General features: G+C 46.7%; 19 protein-coding genes. 11 read left to right on the top strand and 8 right to left on the bottom strand.

Annotation, left to right across the window (positions count from 1 at the left end; all coding sequences use genetic code 11):
- Window positions 1-208: 208 nt before the first annotated feature.
- Complete coding sequence (locus ACLVWU_RS14200) at window positions 209-853, top strand: hypothetical protein (protein ID WP_413575487.1); 645 nt, start codon at window positions 209-211, stop codon at window positions 851-853.
- Between the two features lie 147 nt (window positions 854-1,000).
- On the top strand, window positions 1,001-1,519 hold the full coding sequence (locus tag ACLVWU_RS14195; RefSeq protein ID WP_413575486.1) for a CAP domain-containing protein: 519 nt from the start codon (window positions 1,001-1,003) through the stop codon (window positions 1,517-1,519).
- Window positions 1,520-1,610: 91 nt separating this feature from the next.
- Here the strand turns inward: ACLVWU_RS14195 and fusA are convergent, their stop codons facing one another.
- Window positions 1,611-3,719, bottom strand: coding sequence for an elongation factor G (fusA, locus tag ACLVWU_RS14190; protein WP_413575485.1), 2,109 nt, complete (start codon window positions 3,717-3,719; stop codon window positions 1,611-1,613).
- Between the two features lie 184 nt (window positions 3,720-3,903).
- On the opposite strand from fusA, the gene ACLVWU_RS14185 reads away from it, so the two are divergent.
- The 8 genes from ACLVWU_RS14185 to mnmH all read left to right on the top strand — a co-directional run bounded on the left by ACLVWU_RS14185 (window position 3,904) and on the right by mnmH (window position 12,704).
- A complete protein-coding gene (locus tag ACLVWU_RS14185) occupies window positions 3,904-5,346 on the top strand; it encodes a RecQ family ATP-dependent DNA helicase (protein WP_413575484.1) in 1,443 nt (480 codons plus the stop codon).
- A 73-nt stretch (window positions 5,347-5,419) separates the two neighbouring features.
- Window positions 5,420-6,112 carry a substrate-binding periplasmic protein gene (locus tag ACLVWU_RS14180; protein WP_413575483.1) on the top strand — a complete coding sequence of 231 codons (693 nt, stop codon included), beginning with the start codon at window positions 5,420-5,422 and terminating at the stop codon, window positions 6,110-6,112.
- Between the two features lie 110 nt (window positions 6,113-6,222).
- Window positions 6,223-7,311, top strand: a complete 1,089-nt coding sequence (locus tag ACLVWU_RS14175; RefSeq protein ID WP_413575482.1) for a PQQ-dependent sugar dehydrogenase — start codon at window positions 6,223-6,225, stop codon at window positions 7,309-7,311.
- Window positions 7,312-7,313: 2 nt separating this feature from the next.
- A complete protein-coding gene (gene aat, locus ACLVWU_RS14170) occupies window positions 7,314-7,976 on the top strand; it encodes a leucyl/phenylalanyl-tRNA--protein transferase (protein WP_413575481.1) in 663 nt (220 codons plus the stop codon).
- A 61-nt stretch (window positions 7,977-8,037) separates the two neighbouring features.
- Window positions 8,038-8,715, top strand: a complete 678-nt coding sequence (locus tag ACLVWU_RS14165) for a YkgJ family cysteine cluster protein (RefSeq protein ID WP_413575480.1) — start codon at window positions 8,038-8,040, stop codon at window positions 8,713-8,715.
- Window positions 8,716-8,755: 40 nt separating this feature from the next.
- Complete coding sequence (locus tag ACLVWU_RS14160) at window positions 8,756-10,555, top strand: ABC-F family ATP-binding cassette domain-containing protein (protein WP_413575479.1); 1,800 nt, start codon at window positions 8,756-8,758, stop codon at window positions 10,553-10,555.
- A 15-nt stretch (window positions 10,556-10,570) separates the two neighbouring features.
- Entirely contained in the window at window positions 10,571-11,620 is a 1,050-nt protein-coding gene (selD, locus tag ACLVWU_RS14155) for a selenide, water dikinase SelD (protein ID WP_413575477.1), read from the top strand.
- On the top strand, window positions 11,613-12,704 hold the full coding sequence (gene mnmH / locus ACLVWU_RS14150; protein WP_413575476.1) for a tRNA 2-selenouridine(34) synthase MnmH: 1,092 nt from the start codon (window positions 11,613-11,615) through the stop codon (window positions 12,702-12,704). Before selD ends, mnmH begins: the two co-directional genes overlap by 8 nt.
- A 60-nt stretch (window positions 12,705-12,764) precedes the next feature.
- On the opposite strand, the gene ACLVWU_RS14145 is transcribed toward mnmH, so the two are convergent.
- From ACLVWU_RS14145 to ACLVWU_RS14135, 3 genes are read right to left on the bottom strand one after another with little or no spacing between them, the layout of a single operon-like run.
- The gene (locus tag ACLVWU_RS14145) at window positions 12,765-13,739 is read right to left on the bottom strand and encodes a hypothetical protein (RefSeq protein ID WP_413575474.1); all 975 of its coding nucleotides are present in this window, start codon (window positions 13,737-13,739) and stop codon (window positions 12,765-12,767) included.
- Window positions 13,740-13,751: 12 nt separating this feature from the next.
- Window positions 13,752-15,233: a TolC family protein gene (locus ACLVWU_RS14140; RefSeq protein WP_413575473.1), complete on the bottom strand. Its 1,482-nt coding sequence runs from the start codon at window positions 15,231-15,233 to the stop codon at window positions 13,752-13,754.
- Window positions 15,227-15,988, bottom strand: coding sequence for a hypothetical protein (locus ACLVWU_RS14135; protein ID WP_413575472.1), 762 nt, complete (start codon window positions 15,986-15,988; stop codon window positions 15,227-15,229). The genes ACLVWU_RS14140 and ACLVWU_RS14135 overlap by 7 nt, the downstream gene beginning before the upstream one ends.
- Before the next feature lie 201 nt (window positions 15,989-16,189).
- On the opposite strand from ACLVWU_RS14135, the gene ACLVWU_RS14130 reads away from it, so the two are divergent.
- Window positions 16,190-19,339 (top strand): efflux RND transporter permease subunit, encoded by a 3,150-nt coding sequence (locus ACLVWU_RS14130; protein ID WP_413575470.1) that lies wholly within the window; start codon window positions 16,190-16,192, stop codon window positions 19,337-19,339.
- An 87-nt stretch (window positions 19,340-19,426) separates the two neighbouring features.
- Here ACLVWU_RS14130 and ACLVWU_RS14125 read toward each other — a convergent pair whose 3' ends face one another.
- From ACLVWU_RS14125 to ACLVWU_RS14110, 4 genes are all read right to left on the bottom strand, one after another.
- Complete coding sequence (locus ACLVWU_RS14125) at window positions 19,427-20,080, bottom strand: hypothetical protein (protein WP_413575469.1); 654 nt, start codon at window positions 20,078-20,080, stop codon at window positions 19,427-19,429.
- Window positions 20,081-20,283: 203 nt separating this feature from the next.
- Entirely contained in the window at window positions 20,284-21,069 is a 786-nt protein-coding gene (locus ACLVWU_RS14120) for a VTC domain-containing protein (protein WP_413575468.1), read from the bottom strand.
- Complete coding sequence (locus tag ACLVWU_RS14115) at window positions 21,066-22,226, bottom strand: hypothetical protein (RefSeq protein WP_413575466.1); 1,161 nt, start codon at window positions 22,224-22,226, stop codon at window positions 21,066-21,068. The genes ACLVWU_RS14120 and ACLVWU_RS14115 overlap by 4 nt, the downstream gene beginning before the upstream one ends.
- Window positions 22,226-23,977, bottom strand: coding sequence for an HlyD family secretion protein (locus ACLVWU_RS14110; RefSeq protein WP_413575465.1), 1,752 nt, complete (start codon window positions 23,975-23,977; stop codon window positions 22,226-22,228). Before ACLVWU_RS14110 ends, ACLVWU_RS14115 begins: the two co-directional genes overlap by 1 nt.
- Window position 23,978: the final 1 nt, after the last annotated feature.

Raw genomic sequence — 23,978 nt, 5'->3', positions numbered from 1 at the left:
GTATTTTAAGTGATTCTTTTGAACCCAAAATGTTTTTTGTAGTTCCTGGGATACGTTTAAACAGATTTAAATTCATCTGAACAAAAAAAATTGTTAAGTCTTTCAAGCATTCCCACATTGAGGCGCTTTACTGCGGGACCATAGTCCAAAGAAATCAGAACTGATTTTCATCAAACAAACTTTAGATTATTTAACTAAAGGGGGTTACATGAAATTGAAGGTTCTGATTTTAGTTTTAATAGTTAGTGGTATCGCAAATGCGCAGATGGATTCTGAAAAAAAGTCCGATTGGAGATTCGGTGTAGGATTGGGTTATAGTCCACAGCTACAGGTGAAGTTAGAAGGTACAGACACGGAAACCTCCACTGGAAATACCTATCATAATAATGTGGAGCTTGATTACAAAGGCTCCGCCTCATTTTCATTGACGGCCTGGAGAACTCCACAAAATAGTTGGGGGTTTGTCAGCGGTTATGAATACACCGGACAACGAGACTTCAAAATGGCCACCATAAATGGAATTTCATCGACCACAGCATTAGCGGGTTCAAAATACCAGGCACAGAATCTTTATGTGGGCACCGCTTACCGTTGGGAGGTTTTCTTTATTCCGTTGGCATTAAATTATAGCTTCGTCTTTTTTCAACCTCCACCTCTTTCGTTTGGTACAGTAGAAGTAAAAAACGGTATCGGAGCACATTTGGGAGTAGGCTGGTTTATAGGTGAAAACTTCGTGATCGAAATCTTAGGGCGTTCCGCATTGACCGAGTTAAATATGTCAAGTTCCTCTGGAACCTCTAAAAATGAAGGCACGATTGCCTCGTCATCTCTACTACTGAGTTTCCAGTATTAAGAAGTTTCTCTAAAATGAGCAGCTTTTGGGCAATCAAATAGAGATTAAGATTCAGGGTGAGAATGCGAGCGGAAACTTTCCCGCAAATCACTCTGAACCAGATACTCTAAAGGCATGAATTTGCGGATACTGTTTTTAGCCTTATATATGATTTCTCTCGCAGCCTGCGGCAACAGCGGCTTAGTAGCTGCAAGTTCCAATGGCGCGAACGAAGGCAGCTCCAATCAGGGCAGCAGCGGAGGAAGCACAGTCATTGATCCAACTCCTCCATCCGGTACTGACGGTTGCTACAGCATGGATGCGAATACCTGCCTGGTATTCAAAGCCACCAACACTCAACGAGTCGCAAACGGCCTCGCAGCATTAGCCTACTGTCAGGCCTGCACACAAATGGCATTCGAACAAAGCAAAGACATGAGCGACCGAGGCTACTTCGACCACACCAGACCCGACGAGTCTTTCTACAGTCGCTGCACCAGATTCGGCCTCTCCTCAGGCTGCGGAGAAAACATAGCCCAAGGCTACGCCCCCTCCCAAGTAGTCCAAGGCTGGATGGAAAGCCCCGGGCACCGAGCCAACATCCTAAACCAAAGCTACCGCTCCTTCGGCGTAGGCCTCCACAACGGTTTCTCTACCCAAGTTTTTTATACCAACACAAATAGATAGGCCCCGGCTCGCCCCGAAGCCCAGGGAAAAAAGGCAAAAAAAAGCCCCGGTGTTTCCACCGAGGCTTCGAAATCTCAAGAGAGAGAAAGAATTACTTCTGCTCAGCTGCGCGCTTAGCTTGGTATTTCTTAGCAAGCTCTTCTTGGATATTACGAGGTACTGGAGCGTACTTCGCGAATTCCATAGAGAACTCACCTTTACCTTTAGTTGCAGAACGAAGGTCAGTTGAGTAACCGAACATTTCTGTCAATGGAACTTCCGCCTCGATAACACAGTTGCCATCGAATGCAGTTGTACCAACGATAGTACCACGGCGTTGGTTGATTTGGCCAACCGCTGAACCTTGATATTCGTCTGGAACTACAGTCTCAAGCTTCATGATCGGCTCAAGAACTGTTGGTTTTGCAGCAGCGTAAACTTCACGAAGAGCCGCCATACCAGCGATTTTAAACGCCATGTATGAGGAGTCGACGTCATGGTACGCGCCGTCTTCAAGAACAACTTCAACACCAACGATTGGGAAACCAATCAATGGACCTTTAACAGTTTGTTCTTTGAAACCCTCTTCAACAGCTGGGATGAATTCCTTAGGAATACGACCACCAACAACGTCGTTAGAGAATTTGAATACAGAACCGTCTTCTTGAGCAGGAAGAGGGCGGATTTTACCCACGATCTTCGCGTACTGACCAGAACCACCGGTTTGTTTTTTGTGAGTGTAATCGTATTCAGCTTCAGCAGAGATAGTCTCGCGGTAAGCAACCTGAGGTTGACCAACGATAACTTCACAGTTGAATTCACGCTTCATACGCTCAACGTAGATTTCCAAGTGCAACTCACCCATACCAGAGATGATAGTCTCATTTGATTCCTCGTCACGGTGAACGCGGAAAGTAGGGTCTTCCTTACGGAATTTTTGCAACGCTTTAGAGAAGTTATTCGCTGCAGTTTTGTCCTTAGGAGCAACTGCCAAAGAGATAACTGAATCTGGAACGTGCATAGACTGCATGGACGCCTGAATTTTGTCGTCACAGAAAGTGTCACCAGAAGCACAGTCGATACCGAACAATGCAACGATGTCACCAGCGTAAGATACTTCGATATCTTCCATTTTGTCTGAGTGCATACGAACCAAGCGAGGAATCTTAACAGATTTCTTGTTCACTTGATTGATGATGAAATCACCTTTGCCCATTTTACCTTGGTAAACGCGCATGTATGTCAACTGACCGAATGGAGTCTCTTGAAGTTTAAACGCAAGAGCAACCAATGGTTTAGCTGGATCTGGGAACAAATCGAACTTCTCTTCATTGTTGTTAAGATCAAGAGCTTGCTCTTTTTTCTCAGCAGGTGAAGGAAGATAATAAGTAACCGCGTCCATCAAACGTTGAACACCTTTATTTTTGAAAGCAGATCCGCAAAGAACCGGAACCAATTTCAAAGAAATTGTACCCTTACGGATAGCCGCACGGATTTCTTCAGTCGTTGGTTCTTCTTCCATCAAGAATTTCTCTTCGATAGCAGAATCTACGTCAGCCAATTTACCGATCATGATTTGACGGTATTTTTTAGCTGTATCAACTAGATCCGGTGGGATCTCGGCAACTACAACGTTTTCACCGCTGTCGCCTTCGTTGATGTAAGCTTTCATGTCAGTCAAATCAACGTGACCTCTGTGTTGATCTTCCAAACCGATTGGGATTTGGATCATAACTGCGTTCAAACGCAATTTTTCGATCAAAGCATCAGTTACACGGTATGGGTTCGCACCTTGGCGATCCAATTTGTTAACGAATGCCAAACGAGGAACGCTGTAACGTTTCATTTGACGGTCAACAGTGATGGATTGAGATTGAACGCCGGCAACACCGCACAACAATAGGATCGCACCGTCAAGAACGCGAAGAGAACGCTCAACTTCAACTGTGAAGTCCACGTGCCCCGGTGTATCGATCAAATTGATAGTATAATCTTTCCAGTGAACTTGCGTCGCCGCAGACTGGATTGTGATACCTTTTTCTCTCTCTAGATCCATGGAGTCCATCGTTGCACCAACGCCGTCTTTACCACGAACTTCGTGGATAGCGTGGATACGGCCTCCATAGAACAAAATACGCTCAGAAGTAGTCGTTTTTCCCGAGTCGATGTGAGCCGAGATACCGATGTTTCTGACCATATCAATATTCCACTTTTTGGACATAATATTACCCTTCTTATTGGTCGTTTAAGTCTTAGTTACTAATTTGAAAGTACTCGAATTATCATCAATTACATATAGATGCAAAATAAGATTCGCATGGTGGGCCCAGCCTATAACAATGACACATTGCATTTCAAAAGGTACGGCGTACCTCTGGGGGCTGGGTTAGCGTAAGCTTGGTGGCATGATGGACCTCCACGATCTCCTGAAAAGGAATTTTGAGTTTAGCGCTTTTCGGGGCGAACAAGAAGCGATTTTGCGTAAAGTGTGGGCAGATGAAAACCTGCTCGCATTAATGCCCACGGGAATGGGAAAATCCCTGTGTTTTCAATTCCCCGCAAAGATCCGAGAAGGTCTCGTTATTGTCATTTCCCCGCTGATTGCATTGATGCAGGATCAGGTCTTGAAAGCCAAAGATCTGGGGATTCCGGCGACTTGCCTGAACTCCACTTTAACGCGGGATGAGCGCGAATCGCGCCAGGATCGTATCGCCAAAGGTGACTTTAGACTTCTATATGTGACGCCCGAGCGTTTTCGCAAGCCGGAATTTTTAAAAGCCATTGAGGGACGCAAAATTCAACTTTTAGCGGTGGATGAGGCCCATTGTATTTCCCAGTGGGGGCATGATTTCCGTCCCGATTATTCGCGCGTGGGAGAGTTCCGGGCCATGTTGGGCAACCCTCCGACATTGGCGTTGACTGCCACTGCAACTCCAGAAGTGCAAAAAGATATTCTTTCGAAATTAAATATTCCCGATGCCGAAATTATCTCGGCCGGGATCGAACGGCCGAATCTGGCGCTGCGAGTGCATGATTTGTACGGCATCGACGACAAGATTCGTGCGATCATCGGTCTTCGTTATCAGCAGCCGGGATCGGCGATTGTTTATTGTTCGTTGATTCAGACTTTGCGCAAAATTTCTTCCGAACTGAGTCGTGCCGGAGTCAATCATCTGGTTTACCATGGCGACCTATCGCCCCAGGATCGCAAACGCAATCAAAAAGCTTTTATCGCTGAGGATTCTCCATTGATGCTTGCGACGCCGGCATTTGGTTTGGGAATTGATAAATCCAATGTGCGCCTATTGGTGCATGCTGAAATTCCCAGTGCTCTGGAAAGCTATTTTCAGGAAGTCGGTCGTGCGGGGCGCGATGGTGTCGAGTCGTTTTGTCATCTTTTGTATGACCAGGACGATGTCAGCATTCAGATGGAGTTTCTAAAATGGTCGCATCCCGATCCCGAGTTCATTGCGAAGATTTACGATTTGATCGAGCAAAACAGACTGCGCGTGAATCAGGAAAAATTTGATTTCCTAAGAGAACAAATGAACTTTCGAAATCGCCGCGATTTCCGCGCGGAAGCTGCTGTCAATATTTTGGAACGCTGGGGTTGTCTGCAAAAGTCCGATGATCCGTTTCCGTATCAATGTGTCCAGGCGCCTACGGCTGAGCAGTTCGCTGCCGAAAACGGTCCGGTGATTTTGAAAGCGCAAAATTCAAAGCTGCTGGAAATGGTTCGCTGGGCCACACAAGACAAAGAATGCCGGATGAACTACATCTATCACTACTTCGGGCACAAGCATGAAACTCCCTGTGGAAAGTGTGATATCTGCCTGGGAGCGCTCTAGGATGTACATTCAGATAAAACAGAAACTCTTTTTAATTTTTTCATTCAGTATACTTTTTGGAGGGTTGGAGTCCTTGGCACAGACACCACAGACACCTCAGATCATCCTGCGATATAACGTCAGGGAGCCTTTTACTAGTAAAGTTAAGGGGGCGATCAAGGGACTGGTCGGCGAGCCTACCATCAAAGCCTTTGAAAAAGCGGGGATTCCATACACGTTGGTAGAAAACCCGCCTCTTCGGCAACTGGCATTGCTAGAGTCCGGCCACGAACTTGATTGTTCTGCGGGATGGTTTCGAACTCCTGAAAGAATCAAGAAATATAAATATACGGAGGCGGTTCAGGAAGATGGCCCCTGGGTGCTGATCGGTCATAAAGGTACTATCGACCCCAAGACCACCACGGCGGAAGAAATTCTGAAAAATCCAAAACTTAAGCTGCTGGCGCGCATGAACTATTCCATGGGAGCTTATCTTGACTCGATGATAGTTAAACACAAGGTGACTACATTCCCCGTCGAGGTTGGGACCGTGAACCTTCTGGAAATAGTGAAGTCGGGGCGTGTGGATTACTATTTTATGCCCGAGTCGGAAAAAAACTATGTCTTTAAGAAACAAAAACTTTCTGAAAGTGATTTTGTAATTTTAAATTTACCAGATCTTCCTATCGATAACAGTCGCCATATTATTTGCAGTAAGAAAGTCCCTGATGCCATCATTGAAAAGTTGAATAAAGCCATTCTTGAAGGCAAAAAAACGACGAAATAGAAGTTTCCATTTCGCCAACCTTCACGGCTTTTACGTGCTAAAGACCATAAGTATGGGATTTGCGTTGAAGAGCTGCATCTGGATAAAATTCTGGGAGCAAAAGGGGAAATATGAAGAGCTTTATATTTTTGATAGTTGCCAGTTTGTTGTGGAGTGGACTTGGCTGGGCCGCCAAGGATTTGCCTATAAATAAATTGAAAATGCCACCGGGTTTTGAAATCTCGGTGTGGGCGACAGTTCCTGATGCACGATCGATTGCGCAGGCTCCGGGAGGGCGCTTTTTCATCGGTAATCGCTCTGATGACAATGTTTATCTTGTACAAAATGGAAAAGCCCAGATCTTTGCGGAAAAGCTCAATACGCCCAATGGTGTTGCCTTTAAAGACGGCAAACTTTATGTGGCCCAGATCGCGGAAATTCTGGAATTCAACGTTCCGGCTGAAATCATGGCACCACAAAAACCCATCAGAACTTTGTCGCAGAAATTTCCTAAGAACGCTAGTCACGGCTGGAAGTTCATTCGCTTCGGTCCGGATGGCAAGCTCTATGTTCCAGTCGGGGCTCCCTGCAATATCTGCGATATGGGCACAGAGTATGGGCGCATTTATCGCATTGATGTGAATGGTACTTCTAAAGAGGTTGTTGCGGAAGGTGTGCGCAACACCGTTGGTTTTGACTGGGATCCTGTTAGCAAGGATTTGTGGTTCACAGATAACGGGCGTGATTGGATGGGTGATGATCTGCCGCCTGACGAGATCAATCTTCTAACAAAGGTCGGCGAACACTTTGGCTTCCCATATTGTCACGGGAAAAACATCTTGGATAAAGAATTTGGCAAGGGCAAAGACTGCAAGAACTATAGAGCACCCGAGGCCGAGTTGAGGGCTCACGTAGCTGCTTTGGACATGCGATTTTATAACGGGAAAATGTTTCCTTCTGAATACCAAGGCGGTATCATTTATGCTGAACGTGGTTCATGGAATCGCAGTGTGCCTCAAGGGTATATGGTGGGTTTTGCCAAAGTTGAAAATGGCAAAATCACCTCTGTAAAACCCTTGGTTGAGGGCTGGTTGCAAGTGGGCGACGCGTGGGGCAGACCTGTTGATGTGGAAGTCATGGAAGATGGATCTGTTCTGATTTCTGACGATAAAGCCGGTGTTATATACCGCCTGACTTATAAGGCAAAAAAAGGAAAGTAAGTTTGACCAGGTTTCAGTCCTCTGTAGATTTTCCGGATCCCCGCGATTCGATGGCCGAAGGAATTTTGGCCGTCGGTGGAAAGTTGGATGTTGGAACTTTGTATACCGCTTACTCGAAAGGTATTTTCCCTTGGCCCCAAGTGGGCTTTCCAATGCTGTGGTTTTCCCCGGAAAAGCGCGGTGTTTTGTTTTTTGATCAATTTCGCGTCCCTGAAAGTTTAAAACGTTTCAGAAAGAAAAATCCGCAAATCAGTTACACTGTGAATAAAGATTTTGATCACGTGATGGCCGAATGTGCGCACCAAATTCGTCCCGGCCAAGATGGCACCTGGATTTTACCGGTGATGAAGCGGGCCTATCATGAGTTCAATAGCGCCGGATATTGCCTGTCCATCGAGGTTCGGGAAAACAATGTGCTGATTGGTGGAATTTACGGAGTACTGGTTGAAGGCGTGTTTAGTGGCGAAAGTATGTTCTATAAAAAGCCCAACGCTTCCAAACTCGCATTGTGGTTTTTGGTCGAGTACTTATCGGCGCAAGGACACGAATGGATCGACGTACAAATGGTCACGCCCGTTGTGGCGCAGATGGGCGGCGTTTTGATCGACCGCGAGGACTATCTACAAATGTTAGCCACACGACATCAGGAAGTTGCCGTCAGTTGACCTAGGTCCGAATTGTCGGGGTTGTGACATCTGCACTTCAATACCGTGCTACCGTGAATGAATGATTAAAACTCCTCAGCTTCGCGGATTGTTAGCAAACTACCAAAATATTCTGGTCGCTGAAGAGTTCGAAAGTTTCGAACGTGAAGTGGAGCGGTTACTGCTTCATTACTACGATCTTTTGGCTAAGCTCGCTCCCGGGCAGGAGCGTGGAAGAAAAGTGCATGAACTTTTGCACGAACAAGAATTGGCCAGCGCGCACATTAAAACAACATGTCAAAAAGGCTGCGGAGCTTGCTGTCATCTGGAAGTTGAAATTACCAGTGATGACGCTGCGATTCTGGCAGATTCGGTGGCGCAGGGGATTGCACTGGATTCAGTTCGTTTGCGCGAAATGTCTGCTCGTGAACGTTTGGATAAAGCGTGGGCCCAAGGGGCCGTTCCAAGCAATCGCTGTGTATTTTTGGGAGCAGACAATGCCTGCCGAAATTATGAAAATCGCCCGGCGGTCTGCCGGAAGCATTCCGTGGTCTCGCCAGTGGCGGAATGTGAGAAAGTCGGTGGTAATCCCGTGCCGAAATTGATGCCTCTGGCAGAAATCATTTTAAGTGCCGCTGCCAATCAGGTGGGCAACAATTTTGGGGCTTTGTCGAAAATGCTGCAATTGGAAATGGATCAGCGCCTGGAAGTGGTGCTGAATACCGGTAAGATCGGCATCCTGACCGAAGAAATTCTCTGACCAGACTTGTAGAAAACCTGGTTTCAGACTAGGTTGGGGCATGCCTTTACTTAGTACGTACAAGCTTGAAAAATCATTTGCGGGAAAAACTCTTTTTAAAAACGTCAGTCTGGGGATTGACGAAGGCGACCGCATTGGTTTGGTTGGCCCGAATGGGGCCGGCAAATCCACTCTTTTAAAAATTATTTCCGGTCAGATGAAGCCTGATGGTGGCGATGTCACTATGAATAAGGGCTTGCAGATCGGTTACCTTGCGCAGACTCCGACGTTTACTCCGGGCGTGTCTATTTTGGATGCGATCATGGGTGATCTGGATTACGGCGAGTTTATTGGGCCAGCGTATGAGTGGATGGCGCGTTTAGAGCTTTCCCAATTTGGCGATACCTTCCTGGTGGAAGATCTTTCTGGGGGTTGGAGAAAACGTGTCGCATTGGCGCGTGAGCTGGTGCAATCACCGCAACTATTGCTTCTGGATGAGCCGACGAATCACTTGGACGTAAGTTCCATCATGTGGCTGGAAGAATTTTTGGCCAAGGCGCAGTTTGCGACCTTGATTATCACGCATGACCGTTTGTTCCTTCAGCGCGTGACCAATAAGATTTTCGATCTGGATCCCAAAAATCCAAATTACCTTTTCGCGACTGTGGGCGATTACTCGGCCTATGTTGAATCCAAAGAATTGATGATGGCAGGACAGGAAGCTAAAGAGCTTACGATGAAGAACACTCTTCGTCGTGAAACCGAATGGCTTCGCCGGGGTACTAAAGCCCGTTTGACCAAGCAAAAAGCCCGTATTGATCGTGCTCATACGTTGAAAGACGATGTTGGGGACCTGGTCGCCAAGAATGCCAATCGCACCGTAAAAATTGAATTTAAAGACGCCGATCGTAATCCGCAGAAGTTGATCGAGCTTTCTCACATCACAAAAGCTTACGATGACCGTATTCTGTTCAAGGATTTTTCTTATCTGGTAAATCCAAAAACCCGTATGGCCCTTTTGGGTGATAACGGTTCTGGTAAGTCCACATTGATTCGCATCATGCTGGGAACCGAAACTCCAGACATGGGTGAAGTGAAGCGCGCTGAAAATCTGAAGGTCGCGTACTTTGAGCAGAACCGTGAGACTTTGAGCCCTCAGAAATCCGTTTTGAAAAATATCTGCCCGGATGGGGACTATGTTCACTATCAGGGATCTTACGTCTATGCGCGCAGTTATCTGGAAAGATTCCAGTTCAACCGTCAGCAAATGGACATGCCTGTTGAAAAACTATCAGGCGGGGAGCAGGCACGCCTGCGAATCGCTCAGTTGATGTTGAATGAAGCACAGGTTTTGATTCTGGATGAGCCGACGAATGATCTGGATGTGCAGACTCTGGCGGTATTGGAAGAATCTTTGCGCGACTTCAGTGGCGCTGTGATTCTGGTAACTCATGACCGTTACTTCATGGATCAGGTCGCTAAGGAAATTATCGCCCTTCATAAGAACCCGGATGGCAACACGACGATGGAGCGCTTTGCCGGCTTCCTGCAATGGGAAGAGTGGTTTGATGATTTGAAGGAAGCAGAAGCTGCAAAAAAACAGGAAGAAAAACAAGAAGCCAAAGCCGTTTCTGGTGGTAAAAAGAAGTTAAGCTTTAAAGAAAAGTTTGAGCTGGAAAACATGGAAGCGACCATTGCAGGACTTGAGGAAAAGCTTCAAGCCGCGCAAACGCAAAGTATGCTTCCCGATGTCGCCAGCAACCCTAAGAAGGTGCAAGAACTTTACAATCAGATAGCAAGCACGCAAGCGGAAATCGAACGCCTTTACGCCCGCTGGAGCGAGCTGGAAGGCAAATCCTAGAAAGTGCGGTAAGATATGCAAAGCGAATCAATTGCTCTGACCCAAACAGTTCAAAAGGGCGGATGTGCTGCCAAAGTGGCGGCCTCCGAACTTAGAAAAATCCTTCAGAATGTGACTTTTCCAAAGCCTCACAATGAATTGTTGGTTGATGGTGGGCTTTTTGATGACGCCGCAATTTACAAAGTTACTGACGATGTGGCGATGGTTCAGACTTTGGATTTCTTCACTCCCATTGTGGATACACCCCGGTTGTTTGGACGAATTGCCGCAGCGAACGCGCTGAGCGATGTCTATGCGATGGGTGGATTGCCGAAGACGGCAATGGGAATTCTGGCATTTCCGGTGGCTACTATGCCGGACTCTGTAATCGTTGATGTTATGCAGGGTGCGAGTGACATTATCGCTGAAGCCAATGCTAATTTCGTGGGTGGACACTCGATTGATGATGACACTTTAAAATTTGGCTTGTCGGTGACTGGATTTGTGAATCCTAAAAAAGTTTGGTCCAACAACAAAGCCCAGGCGGGTGATTTGCTGGTTCTTACGAAAGCCCTTGGTACGGGCACAATGACTGCGGCTTTGAAACGCCGGGAAGTATCAGAAAGTGATATCTCTGAAGCCACTGCAAGTATGGCGACATTGAATAACATCCTGGATTTTTTAAGTGATTCTTCTAAAAGTGCTATTCATGCGGCGACCGATATTACCGGCTTCGCTTTTTCTGGACACAGCATGCAATTGGCGAAAGCCAGTGAAGTCAGCCTTAAGGTTAACTATGAAGCACTTCCTGTATTCCGTGACGTTATGACGTTTTTGGAAAAAGGCTTTTTAACGAAAGCCCATCGTACCAACGCGCAATACACCGAGAATGATGTCGACTTCGGTATACTATCCCCGCTGCAAAGAACTGTTTTGCATGACCCGCAAACCAGTGGCGGTCTGTTGCTTTCCGTACGCCGTGATCAGGCAGATTCTTTGGTAAAAGAAATTAAATCCAAATTTGCCCATGCCAGCGTTATCGGTGAAGTCACGCCAGCCTCTGTGAAAAGAGTCGCTTTTGTCTAACCTCACGTCGGCGGATCTCAGGAAGTTGTTTCTTGAGAAAACTCCATTAATTGACGTTCGAGCTCCGGTGGAGTTCGCTTCGGGCACACTGCCTGGCGCCGTCAATTTGCCGATTATGGACGATGCTCAAAGAGCAGCAGTTGGAACCACATACAAAAATTCTGGCCGTGAAGCTGCGTTAGTCTTAGGGCATGAACTGGTTTCTGGCGAAGTAAAAGAGGCCCGTCTGCGCGGATGGGCCGGCTATATTCGGGAAAATCCCAACACAGTTCTATTCTGTTTTCGTGGGGGACTTAGATCTAAAATCACCCAGCGCTGGCTCTCTGAAATGGGAGTGGATCGCCCCTTGATTGAAGGTGGTTATAAAGCCACCAGACAGTTTCTGCGTGAAACTGTTGATCAGTGTTCGCAACAACCTCTGCTTATTCTGTCAGGCCCTACAGGCAGCGCCAAAACCACTATTTTAAATCAGGTGAAACACTTTCTTCCGACGATTGATTTGGAGGCTTTGGCTCAGCATCGCGGATCTGCTTTTGGCGCTACGGCCAAGGCTCAGCCCTCTCAGATTGATTTTGAGCATGCGATCGCGGTGGAGTATTTGAAGTTGGAAGAGAAGCAGAGTGCTTCCAAGATAGTGATTGAAGACGAGAGCCGCTTGATTGGCCGTTGTGCCATTCCGGAAAACCTGTTCACGCAGATGAGGGCTTCATCATTGGTATACCTCGAAGAGCCTTTCGAGCTGCGAGTTGAAAACATCTACAACGACTATGTCGTCAATACGGCCATCGGCAGTCAGAACGTGGAAGCAGCCTTGAGCGAATTTGCCAAATTTCAGAATGCGATCAAAACGATTTCTCGCAAACTGGGTGGTCTAAGAACCCAGGAAATACTGGGGGATCTTGAACTTTGCGAACAGGATTATTTGAATCATCAAAAGCTGGATCGGAATCGGGCTTGGATCGAAAAGCTGCTAAGGTATTACTATGATCCGGCTTACACCCAAAGCTTTGAAAAACGGAACCCCACAGTTTTAGTTCGTGGTCGTTCGAATGTGATCCTGGATTACCTAAAAAATCTTAAATAAAAAACCCAGCTTATTGCGAGAGCTGGGTTTTTTGTTTTTCAGACTGTAATCAGGATAGGATTAGCGAGATACGTTTGCGCACTTCGCTGGATAGTTTTGACCCTTTTTGAAGTACATTTGGCCTTCGATACCGCCTTTTGCATTCATGAAGTCAGCAGTGTATTCACCATTCGCCAAAGTACCTTTGAAGACCGTGGAATAACCGTTGTTTTGTGCAGGGTAAGTACCAGTCAGGCTTAGAGTCGCTGGAACGAAGTCGCTGCGGTAGATGCCAGAAAGATCCGCTTTCAAGAAATCGTTCTTGTCGTAATTTCTTGTGAAAGAACCCACCAAAGTTGGGATCGTCGTATTGTCAGCAGGGTTTGTGCCCACTTTTTGTTCGAAGATCGACAATTTGATTTTCCCTTTATAGCTCGGGATTCGTTGAGAAACTTCCTTAGTCGAGATCACGCAGCCCAAGTATGTACCAGAGATTGCTGTGTACTGTTCACGCAAGCGATTGTAGTACTGCTCGTCAGAACCATTACCATCATTGGAAGAACCACCGATGATGAATTTCAAAGAAATGCGACCGATGATGCCTGTGCGGGATTTAACAGTCCCCGTGATGACACCACCTTGAACTGTGGCGATGATGGATTGCACGTCATCATTGGTTACTGCTTTGGAATTCAAAATGTTCAAAGTTCCCGTTTCAGGAACATAGGCTACATCCATGTCAGTCAACGGAGCAGAAGCCGGGGATACACGTGTGTAAGCCGCTTTTTGCATGTGCTGAATTTTTGCAGAACCGTCAGTGTTAGTACCCGTGTTGATGTTCAAAAGTAGCAAAGAAATCTGAACGATCTCTGTTGCACCATTTTCGCGGATCATGTTCCCTTGGTAAGAACCTTCCACTTTACGGAAGATTTCAGCAGAACGCTGATTGTCATCGTTCAGCTTTTTATTGAAGTTGTCAGAGCCGTTGTCGTCGTTGTTAAACGCGCAAGCTGCCAGAGACAAAACCGTCAATGCCAAGATTAGTTTTTTCAACATAAATTCCCCTGCCTATTTCTTTTCTTCTGACGGAGTTTTATCGTCAGGAATAAGTTCGTCTCTTGAAGCGGCCCATTGGTTCAGCGCGATGTGGTAGTTGCCTACCGCCGTGATGTATTTAATTTGTGCGGCGAACTGACTGTTAAGAGCCTGGATCAAGTTATTAATATCGGTTCTACCCTGAGAGTAGGAGCGATTGAGCTCGCTCACAGCTTTCTCGCTGTAGGTTTTTTGCTTCTCGGCGCTTTGGGCGATCGAGTAAGCAGCCTGAGCTTTACGCTCGGCCTGGATATTGGTGTCCACAACTTCAAGTTGTGCACGGTCCAGGCGTGTTTGTTGAAGGTCGCGGTTCAGCTTGTTGTAAACAATGCGCTCATTTTGGAAATCTGAGCCAAAGTTATACGCAAATTTCAAACCCACGTAGTAATCCGGACGGGAACCACCAGTCAGTTCCGAGTATGAATCCTCAGACTTTTCACCCACACCTGTCGTGTACGCGCGGCCCACAAAATTTAATGTCGGGTAGGACAGGGATTTTGCGGCTGTCAGATTTTCGTCAGCTGCAGAAACCAATAGTTTTTGCGAACGGATCTGGCGCAGATCTTCTGTGTTAATCGGTGGCAGGCTTGGAATTGCCGGCAATGCCGTCGTCATTTCAAATTTAACTTCGGATTTTGGATCCAAAGCCAAAGACGTCAAAAGATTCTCTACTGAAGCCAGGTAATCCGTGGAAGCGGCTTTAACGATTTGCTCACGAGCTTCAAGTTCGGCTTGTGCTTGTGGCAAGTCGCCCGGGTTGGAATAACCCAAAGAAGTTTTTCTGCGAACTGTGTCCGTCAATTTTTTATAACGGTCACGGGCAGCAACAGCCTCTTTGAAATTTTCTTGAGCAATAAAGGCTGACCAGAATTGGCTGATAGCATCCAATACCACGTTTTCCAGATCATTCGCGCGAAGGATCTCTGAAGCTTTGTAGGTCTCTTCAGCAGCGTTAACGATACCACGATCGGCCACACCAAAGAAGTTACCCAAAATAGCTTGTTCCAAAAGAATGCCGGCGCGATCCAGTGTCTGGTTTCCCGGAGGCACATTTGAACCCAACGCCGTATCATAGCTTGCGCTTTGAGAAAGGCGGTTCAGTTCAAGTGTCGCTGCGGTACCCGTTGTGAATCTTTTCCCAAACTGCAAAAGCGTATCGTAGCGTTCAATTTTATTGTGTGGATCAATTGTTTGCGAAGTCAGAAGCTGGGCGCGTTTGTCCAGCTCGTAACCTGTGTAAGCATTAATCTGCCAGTCGTAAGCGGAAAGCGTTTGGACCAATGGAAATTTTTGTTGTTGGTAAGCTAGATTCACTTCTTTCGTGCGGTAACCCTGTTGCAAAGCCAACTCCGCCACTTTCTTTTGGGAAAGTGTGATGACATTTGCCGGCGCCACTGGCTGTTGAGCCAGCGCCGTCGAGGCTGCACAAAGAAGCAGGATGATTTTTTTTACCATGATACTTTAGTTCCTAATTCAAAGTTGTCTTTTTGTAGTGCGATTTCAGTCTTATCACGCAATTCTCTTTGTGACCATTCTGTGAATACAGACCATTTTTTCGTCAAACGGAAATCCAAACCATAGTTGATTGCGTCGTAAGAAGCCTGTTTAGAGAATTTCGCAAAATCATTGTTAGAGGATTGAGTGTAGTTAACTGTGCCGTATTGCGGAGCTACAGTAACCGCAACCCACGCAAGTTTCGCATGACGAAGGCTCAAGACCACTCCGCCGGAAAGTAAAGATGTGTTCAAGCGAGCATCTTCAACAACCACACCTGAAGGCATGACTGCGGAAACACTTTGTGTTGCCAGGGAACCGTTGAAGCGAAGACCGCCGCTGATCAAAACATTCTTCAAGTTCCATTCAGAACTCATCACACCCAACATCAAACCAGGCATGAAGGTCTGACCGTTTTGGGAAAGATCAAAAGTTCCTGAAGCGTCTGTCGTTACAGAACCTTTAGCCTGAAATTGTTGAGCCGTGAAGCCCGCGATGTATTGCCAAGGACGGGATACGATTTCAGGTTTTGGATCTTTAAGAACCAACATTCCCGTTTGAGCGTCAGTTGCGGAAGAAGTCGCAGTGCCTTTGGCTTTGGTCTCGGCCAAAGCAGCATCACGCAAAGAAATGGAAGTGGCTTGGCCCCAGCTTACAGCTGTGAAAGTTGATAGGGAAACGAACAAAAGAGTACTCGTCATGCGAGTGAATTTCATAGAGCCTCCGAGGCGGCAAAAGTGCGGTCATAATTAGTCTCTCAGAGCAGGCATGTCAATGGTTGATTAGCTGCCTAAGTATTGCTTAGTTGTCCTTAGGAACAAGTGTCAAATCAAAGTCGCGTCCTCACAATTGTACATGTGCGAACTGTCATTGATTTGCTACACTAGTTTGGATGTTTTAGGACCAAGGAGTTGGGGATGAGAATTTCGGATATTTCCATCAAGAATCCAGTATTTGCGTGGATGTTGATGTTTGGCTTGATGATCTTTGGATTGATCTCTTTTTCCAGGATGGGTCTAAGCCAGTTGCCGGATGTGGATTTTCCGACCGTTTCGGTCAGCGTTACTTTGGATGGTGCAGCACCAGAAGTAATGGAGACGCAGGTTGTAGATGTTATAGAAAGTGCCTTGATGGGTGTTGAAGGGGTCCAAAGCATCACCTCTTCCAGTAAAACCGGCTCTGCAACAATTACAGTCGAATTCAGTCTGGATCGTAACATCGATCTGGCTTTGCAAGACGTGCAGGCGAAAGTTTCCGGTGCGCAAAGAATGCTTCCTGATGAAGTGGATGCTCCGACAATTTCAAAAACCAATCCCGATGATCAGCCGATTTTGTGGCTCGCACTGACTTACGATAAGGGCGATCTGGAATTTCTGATGAAATACGCCCGCGATTATCTGAAAGATCGTTTCACTACCGTGGATGGTGTCGGCGATATCTTCCTGGGTGGTTACACGGATCCAGTTTTGCGCGTGTTCGTGAATACCAAAAAACTTCCGCAGTACAATATTTCCGTTAATGACGTGATTGATGCCATCAAAGCAGAGCACTCGGAAGAACCGGGTGGTTACATTGAAACTGCAAAAAGCAATTACAACGTGCGCACGATGGGTGAAGCAAAAACTATCGATGAGTTTGAAAGCATCGTTATCAGCAAGCGTGCGGGTAAACAGATGTCAGACTCCATCAACATGGTGAAAATCGGCCAGGTGGCTGATGTCAGCATGGGGCTTGATAAGATTACTCGTATCTCTCGCTTCAATGGTGAAGCGGCGCTGGGGCTTGGTATTCGTAAGCAACGTGGTACCAATGCAGTAGCGGTTGCGAAAGCCGTCAAAGCCAAAGCCGAAGAAATTCAGTCACAGCTTCCTGAAGGTATGAAGATTCACGTGAACTTTGACAGTACGCAGTTCATTGAAAAATCCGTGGGCGAGCTGACTCATCACTTGATTCTTGCGGTGATTTTGACGTCTTTGGTGTGTTGGGCTTTCTTAGGCTCTTGGTCTGCGACCTTTAACGTTTTGCTGTCCATTCCGACATCACTTCTGGGCGCATTCATTGGTTTGTATTTCCTGGGTTACACTCTGAATACTTTCACTTTGTTGGGTCTGACCCTGGCGATTGGTATCGTCGTCGACGATGCCATCATGGTTCTGGAGAATATATTCAGGTATAACGAGGATGGTAGGGGGCAGATCGAGTCAGCCATCTTGGGCTCTCGTGAAATTTCTTTTGCCGCGATGGCAGCAACCGCTGCGGTTATCGCGATCTTCCTTCCGGTGGCTTTCATGAAAGGCATCATCGGTAAGTTCTTTATGCAATTCGGGGTGACGATTTCCATCGCAGTCTTCCTGTCGCTGGTGGAATCATTGACGATCACGCCAATGCGTTGTGCGGGCTTCGTTCATCACGGCGAGCGCACGACAAAAATCGGAAAAGCCTTTGAAGCTTTCATGGAAAGCTTGAAAATAGGCTATGAAAAATGGCTGCGTAAATCTTTGAACATCCGCTGGACGGTGATTGCTGGCTCGATGGTGTTTGTGGCGCTGTCTTTCGTTTCCATCAAATTCCTGGTGAAAGAAATGTCACCAGCACAGGATCAAAGTATTTTCCTGGCGCGTATCGTTTTGCCAGTGGGAAGTTCCCTGGCTTACACCGACCAGCAGGTCAAACAAGCTGAAGCGTGGTTAAAAGCCCGTCCTGAGGTTAAACAGGTCTTTGCAAGTATCGGTGGTTTCGGTGGAGGTATCTCTGACGCGAATACCGCGATGATGTTTATCACCATGAAGGATTTCAAAGAGCGTCCTAAGGATGAAAAAACCGGCAAGCGCTTAAGTCAGCAGCAATTTATGCAGGTGGTTCGTGAAGCTTTTGCGAAAATTCCAGATGTGCGCCCGATTCTGATGGATATGTCCCAGCGTGGATTTTCCAGCGGTCGTGGTTATCCGATTGAGTTCACCGTCATGGGTTCTGATTGGGAAAAGCTTGCAGGCTACTCTCAAAAAATCATGGACGAGATGACTAAAACCGGAATGATGGTCGACGTGGATTCCAATTACCTGTTGGGTATGCCGGAAATTCAAGTGAAACCGGATCGCCTATCGGCAGCTCAGCACGGTGTCAGTGTGGCTTCTATTGGAACGACAGTCAGTGCCTTGATCGGTGGTGTGAAAGCCGGGGAGTATCCTGAAGGCGGGCATCGCTATGATATCAAAGTGCAGCTTGATACCAAAAAAGAAGACGCGATGGTTGAGATCAAAAGACTGTTGATCGGAAACTCGAATGCCAACCTGATTCCAATTGATAGAGTCACCAAGCAGGAAACCACCAAGGCGTTGCAGAGTATCTCGCGTTCCAACCGTCAGCGCGCGATTACGATCACTGCGAACTTAAAAGACGGCGCTTCCCAACAAGAAGCGATGGAGCGAATCGATAAAATCGCGAAAGGCACTTTGCAGCCTGGCTATATGATCGAGCAACAGGGTTCATCTAAGACCTTCAAAGAGTCTTTCCAAAGTTTGATCTTTGCATTGATCATGGGTTTGGTTATTGCCTACATGGTTCTGGCGTCGCAGTTTAACTCGTTCATTGATCCCGTGACTATTCTGATGGCCTTGCCATTCAGTTTCTCGGGCGCGTTCTTTGCGCTTCTGATCACGGGTCAGTCTTTGAACATGTACTCGATGATCGGGTTGTTGCTATTGATGGGTATCGTGAAAAAGAATTCGATTCTTTTGATCGAGTTCACCAATACGGTTCGTGACCGCGGAACTTCAGAAGCGAATGCAGCTTTGATTGAAGCTTGTCCGATTCGTCTTCGCCCAATCCTAATGACGTCAATTGCGACCATCGCCGCCGCAGTTCCTTCAGCGACTGCGACAGGTGCCGGCTCTGAAACCATGCGCCCGATGGCCTTGTGTCTGATTGGTGGGGTACTAGTTTCCACAATCCTAACGTTGTTCGTCGTTCCATGCGTGTACTCACTAATGGATCGCTTCAGAAAACGCGACGAAGTCCGCGAAAAAACCCGCCAAGCCTTCGCCGCCGTCGGCGACGAAGCCCTATAGGGTGCCAGGTCCTACTTACGGAAGCAGTGCAGAACCGATATCGGTTCTGCACTGTATCACTATTGGGTGGCTAAAAGGCGGGCCGTTTTACAAATCACAGTTCATGCTTGCACGAATAACTGATTCACCTTTTTTTTCACGATCAGTTTTGGAAAAATAGCTCTGCTTAACTTCCAGGGTTGCTTGTGATTCTCCTGGATTTCGTGAAACTTTCAAAAATGTGTATTCAACTCGGAATGGGTTGTCCACAGGGTGTGTTGACGGCCAATTGTATTCTGAAAAGATATTGCTGTCGAAGGAGTGCGAGTCTTGAGAAACAATGCCTGCCTCGCTACCATAGAGTCCCAGCGTTTTGTTATATTTAAGGAGTTTCTCGGGTAACATCTTTTCCATGGGGATGACAATGTTATAGATCCGAGTTTGTTCATCCACGTTTACCGGGCATGAATTCTCATTTTCTGGGCCGGTGACATCATTCTGCGAACCACCAATAAAAAACAAAGTTGTTCCCACCGTTTTTAGTGCATTTTGAAGATCTTCACGGCCGCCATAGATGATGTTGGGTTGATAGTCGCGATCCAACGCTATCTGATTAACGTATTCCACTGAGCTAATCTGGCAGCTGAATAGATTTTTATTTGGCTGAATAGATCTGCAACCACCACCGCCACCGGCAAGCGCAAGGTTGGCAGTCATGAAAAAACTGAGATTCGCAAGTACAACAAATTTAGAAAGCTTCATTTAAATTTTCCTTTACGTCTTATTTTTCTTTATATGATCAGGGTGGCCTGAATAATAAAGCGAGGCGCCAAACGGAGCGATATTCGATTTGCTATGAAGTAAATAAATTAATAGCTGACGGGTTATAAACTATAGTTAAGTAAGCGAAGTTATTAGTTATTATATAATTTAAATAAGCTTATAAAATGGTGAATTTATTATCATCAAAGATACAAAGCACCCTGGGACATAACCTCGGGCACTCCCAGATGAGTCATCATAGAGTTTCCGAACTTTGAAAAGGATCCGCCCTCCAACTGAAAGTGGCGAATCAGATCTACCATCCAATAGGGGATTTTTTTTTCGCACTTTAATTCCAGAATGACATTGCAGCCTGGTTCTTCAAAGGATTCCGGATGATCGTAATGGCTTAATAACTGCTCGTCGGGTCGTACACACCAGTCGTTCATTTCCTGATAGCGCAAATCCCTGTCGAAGGTGACTCGCGCATAGTCGTCGACCACAGACAGATAAGCCTTGCGACGGTATTGGGTCAGTATCACGGGTGCGGTGTTGTAGGACATCTTTACGCGCAAGAATTCTTCCAGGTTTCCACGGGAGCTGCCTTGTATATGATCCGGAATGTTTCCCCACTCCAGAATGTCTGACCAGTTTTCCTCGTGAACCAAGGCGCGCTTCTTGCGCACAAACTCTTGCAGCTTGTATTTGATTTCAAAAAAATAGGGCGGCTTGGGGTTGTCACCGTAAGAGCGAATGCGCATATTGAAATTAAACGCGTTCGCGGATTCTTTAAAGCGCAACAGGTACAAACTTGGTGTATCCAGATAAAGACTGTTGATGGTGTAGTGTTTATCAGGGGAAACGGTCGAGTAGTAGTCCATCTCGCAGTATGTTTCCACGAATCGGGAAATTGGTTCTACCAGTGAGGCGGGGATCAGGTATTTCAGCTCGTACCTCTCTAAGGCAAGCGGGGAGACCGGGCCGCTCACAAGGCCACCACTTTCAGGGATTTACTTAGATGGTTTTTCGTGGGTTCCGCGGCCAGTCGTTCACTTTCCAGAAGATAGTCGACAAACAAAGTCAGGATCTCTTGGTGCTGGCTTAACAGATCCATTTCTCCTTGCTCCTGCAGTAAGCGGTTTTCCAGGGAGGACAAGGTGTCAGCGCCTTTGATTTTGCCGCTTTCTTTAAGACCCGCACTGGACATTTTGTAAAGTCCTGCCAGATTCAGAATTTGATTTTTCAAGCTTAGAAGGCGGTCTTTACTGTCGTCCACTTCTTTTTGTTTCAGGGCTTTTTTCAGGATTAACTCATTCTGTTTTTGTCGGGAAAGATCGTCAGACCATAAACCTGGCAATTGCACTGTCAACTCTACCTTATAACCGATATCTTCGTCTTTGTGAGTTTGTGATACTTGCAGTCCTTTGATCCATTGATCTTCGCGGCCGCGCAGAATTTCCAGTTCGCGGCTGTAGTCGGTGTATTCAGTCTGGGAAATTCGCGCCGTCAGCGAAGTTGCTGGTGGCGGAATAGTGCCGACGGAATTCACCACCTCCTGCACACTCAGTAAATCAAAACCCTCTAAAGAGTTTTCCGACCAAGCAGGCACCCAGTGTTTGATTTTCTTGGCTGCCAATTGGTTTTCTTGAGTAATGACGTTTTCCAGGCGCTTCAGTTTATAGATGTCACCTTGTGCACCCAAGAATGATTTGGTCGAGGCACGGCCCGCACGCAAGGATAGACTTTGCGCCTTCAGATAACCCTCGGACAGCACCAAAGAACTCTGTAAGAGCGACTGTTTTTGTCGACTGATTTCAAATGAAATCAGGTTCAAGTAGCGTTCATGCAGAGCCCAAGCGAGCGAGGCATCTTTCAGAACTTTTCGACCCGATTCGGGAGCTGACCCCAATTTCCATTCAGGCCAGGAGCGAAACTGAAATTTCAATCCCACTTCGTATTCGTTCTTTTTGTTTTCGGTTTCAGTGCTGGCAAAACCTTCGACGTTACGCAAAGGATTGCTGGTATCTGTAGAGCGCATTTCTTCTTGCGATGTATAAGCCGAATCCGACCAGGCTGTTTTCAATACCTGCTCCGGCGTCACCGCAAATGAGGAAATTCCCGCTACCAGGAGCCAGCTAAAGAACATCAGGGAGTTCCTTTGTCTGCGGCAAGGCTTACAACAGCATACTGACTTGACGATTTACTATCAAAAACCGCGAACATCTGATGGTTTTCCGGATGGATGGCCAAACCTTCAAGGTGGCGCATGCGGAATTCATGCAACAATTCAGATCGACCACTGACGGCATCCACCGTCCAAATGGCACTGCATGAAGCTCCTCTGCACGTGGAAGCTAAGTAAAACTTATCGCCTTGTCTGATTAAATCTGTCAGCACCAGTTCAACATCCTGGTGGGGCAGTTTCATTTCAAAGCGCGCTGCCAAGGTAACTTGGTCTGACTTCAATGTGCCCTCAAAGACTGAAGCAAAGTTAGATACTTTTAAAATTAGACCTTCATTGCGATTAATGACAGGACCTTTCAAAGACAGGTACAAATCCTTGTTGTCGACAGTGTGTCCTTCGACTTCAAAACCCTCTTTGGTCGTCGCCAAATCCGCATCATAGATGGATTTCAAAACTGGATCGCGGGAGTCTTTAAGAGCCTGCAAAAGAGGTTTGCGCAGGTCCACATAGTGTTCAACATTATAGCGAAGACCGGTGCGTTTGATTTGCGCGAAAAGCTGTCTTTCCTCTTTCAGCTTTCCTTTTTTTGTGGCTGAAAGGGAGCTCAGCAAATACATGTTATCACCTTGCACAGAGACAGACTCGATATCAGCCATAGCAGACAGTCCGCTCACTGGAATTTGATGCGGCTGAATCTGTCCCTGTTCATTCATCAAAAACAAAACCGGGCGATCTTCCGGATAGTCATCTGAGACCAAAACAAATTGTTTAAGCTCTGGCACGAACACAACCCCTGACATTTCGGGCTTGTACGTCTCAACGATATTTAACGGGATATCCATTTCTCGAGGAGCCTGTTGAGGGATATCTGATCCGGATCTGGCTTCATCAGCGTGAGCCATGTTCAGGAAGGAAAGACTCCATTTTTTCTGAACAAAGACTTTCTCTCCCAACAGAAATTCATTGTTACGCGGGATCTTGATCACGACTTCTCTCCCCCAGGCAACCAGCGATTGAATTCGTAGCAAGCGCTCGGGAATCTGTACAATGCGTGAACCGATGCTAACCACTGAACCGCGCACGACTTTGCCTGAAGTGGAACTGACTTCCACCATCTGGCCCACGGCCAAGGTGGAGGACAGGTTTTCATTGATATATCCATTTACATAAGTGGGATTCAGGGGGACCAAAGTGATCAATGGAGCAAAAGCGGGTGCCTGTTCTCCATTTTTAAAGTTCACGGCACCAACGGCGCCGTCAACTTCAGCAAAGACGAAAAGATTTTTCATGCGGCCTTCGATCAAGGCTATTTCTTTTCGCGTATCTTCAAGATCCACCAATAAAGGATCGGCCTGCCGAGCCAGATGGCCCAAGTCCTTTACGACTCCGGCCAGTTGCTGGCGCAGGTGCATTTCTGCATTCAGTTTATCATAGCGGCTTTTTAAAACCCGTAACTGGGATTCCCATTCAGATTGGCCTAGTTCGGCTAATAAATCGCCTTTGTGGACGATCTGACTTGGTAAAACATAGATGTGCTTGATTTCAACGGGACTGTCAAAATTGACCTGAAACTCGCGTGACTCCGCGACACCCAGAATACTCACTGGGTCTGAGCTCAGGACAAATCCCAATATCAAAACCAGAAATACAGCTACACTCCAGCAGCCCAGTAAGAATCGATTCTCGGTCCCAATGACTTCAGACAGCTTCACT

The sequence above is a fragment of the Bdellovibrio sp. HCB290 genome (assembly GCF_047305925.1).
Taxonomy (GTDB): domain Bacteria; phylum Bdellovibrionota; class Bdellovibrionia; order Bdellovibrionales; family Bdellovibrionaceae; genus Bdellovibrio.
The sequence above is the reverse complement of the archived record's forward strand: the minus strand, read 5'-3'. Positions and strand labels throughout refer to the sequence as shown.